Below are 1,377 nucleotides of genomic sequence, written 5' to 3'. Positions count from 1 at the left end.
CGAGAGCTGCTTGAATGTCTTCCCGGCGAAGGTTGGGATAAGCATCGAGTAGCTCCTCTATTGTAGCTCCCTCACTTAACTTCCGTAAAATCAGCTCTACCGGTATTCTCGTCCCTTTTATAACATGTTTCCCAAGCATTATCTTGGGATTTTTCTCGATCCGCTCAAAAAACCACCGTTCCATGCCCACCTCCTGCCACTCGCTATACTACGCCAAGTTCTTGCACTGGACAAAGAGCTTAATTGGCTCCTAAAACCTCATTTCCTGGAGGAACCGAAAGCTAATCTTGCGATAATCGGCTAGCCCATATCCCCTGATGGCCTGAGGGGTGTTCATGACCGGCAAGGTGGAAATTTTTAATTTTATTTTATGAATGGCTTCGTTTCGAGCGGCACTACTCCCTTGACGTGCTCGAAGTGCTCATCGGCGTGCCAAAGTTCAAGTTTTTCCATGAGAGCGACTTGGGCGATCAGTAGATCCGGAAGCGGAACGGTAATCCCTTTGCGTCGCAGCATATGCCCAAGCCGTGCCGCTCCAAGCCACAGTTCCTTGGTAAGCGGGATTTCCTCCAAAGCTTCCAGATCCGCATTCAACCGTTCGAAGGACTCTTCATCCCTTGCTCCGACCAGAAGTTCTGCCTTCACTACCCAACAAGTGAAAACCCGCTCCGAAAGAAGAACGCGTTTCACCTCGGCCTTGATATCTTCGTCTCCCTCGGGCCGCAGATACCGGATCCAGACAGAAGTGTCTAAGAGGATGCCCTGGAGCCGTGTTTCGTTCACTGCTGCCCCTTTGCCGTTTCCCGCCATGAGGCAAACTCCTCCGGAGTCCAGTCCACCAAACCCGACCCTGCCAATTCCCGAAGTTCAGCCAGGCGATGCTTTCTGACGAGCTCGCGCAGGGCAAGCTCGATCACCTCGCGCTTGCGCTTCTTTCCGGTGAGCCGTATGGCTTCCCTGAGAAGCTCAGGGTCAACCGCTATAGTGAACCTCTCCATGGTGCACCTCCAAAGCACAGCATTATACGCCACAATTTTGTGCAAGACAATTCACCAAATGTCATGCTCCCCCGATGCAGCCTTAGGGGGGCATGAAGCTACATAAACCCAAGGAGTCTCCGCGAATGTGGTCGAAGGTTACCCTTCAAAGCCCCATTTCACGAAGAGAGAAGGCGTTGATCTTGTGGACGTCAAAGCGTTCTTCGGCCAGACGCCGGAATTCTTTGCCCATGCGTTCGATTAGCTCAGGCTGAAGGATGAAACGCTCCATGGCCTTGCTGAAGGCGCTTACACCACGAACGGGAACCAAGAAGCCATTTATCCCCTTGCTCACTGTCTCCTGGAAGCCCAGAGCATTGGTGGTGATGCGATCATGCCT

The 1,377-nt window shown here is 52.5% G+C and carries 4 protein-coding genes; all 4 read right to left on the bottom strand.

Features of this window, described 5'->3' with window-relative positions:
* Positions 1-184 (bottom strand): DUF433 domain-containing protein (locus tag H5T41_11165; GenBank protein ID MBC7109318.1); only part of this gene is annotated, 184 nt, incomplete at its 3' end.
* A 179-nt stretch (positions 185-363) separates the two neighbouring features.
* Entirely contained in the window at positions 364-810 is a 447-nt protein-coding gene (locus H5T41_11160; GenBank protein ID MBC7109317.1) for a PIN domain nuclease, read from the bottom strand.
* Positions 780-998, bottom strand: coding sequence for a type II toxin-antitoxin system VapB family antitoxin (locus H5T41_11155; protein ID MBC7109316.1), 219 nt, complete (start codon positions 996-998; stop codon positions 780-782). The genes H5T41_11160 and H5T41_11155 overlap by 31 nt, the downstream gene beginning before the upstream one ends.
* Before the next feature lie 145 nt (positions 999-1,143).
* A partial coding sequence (locus H5T41_11150; protein ID MBC7109315.1) for a glycosyltransferase family 1 protein occupies positions 1,144-1,377 on the bottom strand: 234 nt, incomplete at its 5' end.

This window comes from Methanomassiliicoccales archaeon (assembly GCA_014361295.1).
Classification (GTDB): Archaea; Thermoplasmatota; Thermoplasmata; order Methanomassiliicoccales; family JACIVX01; genus JACIVX01.
Note: the sequence above shows the minus strand (reverse complement) of the source record. Positions and strands in the feature narration are given on the sequence as shown.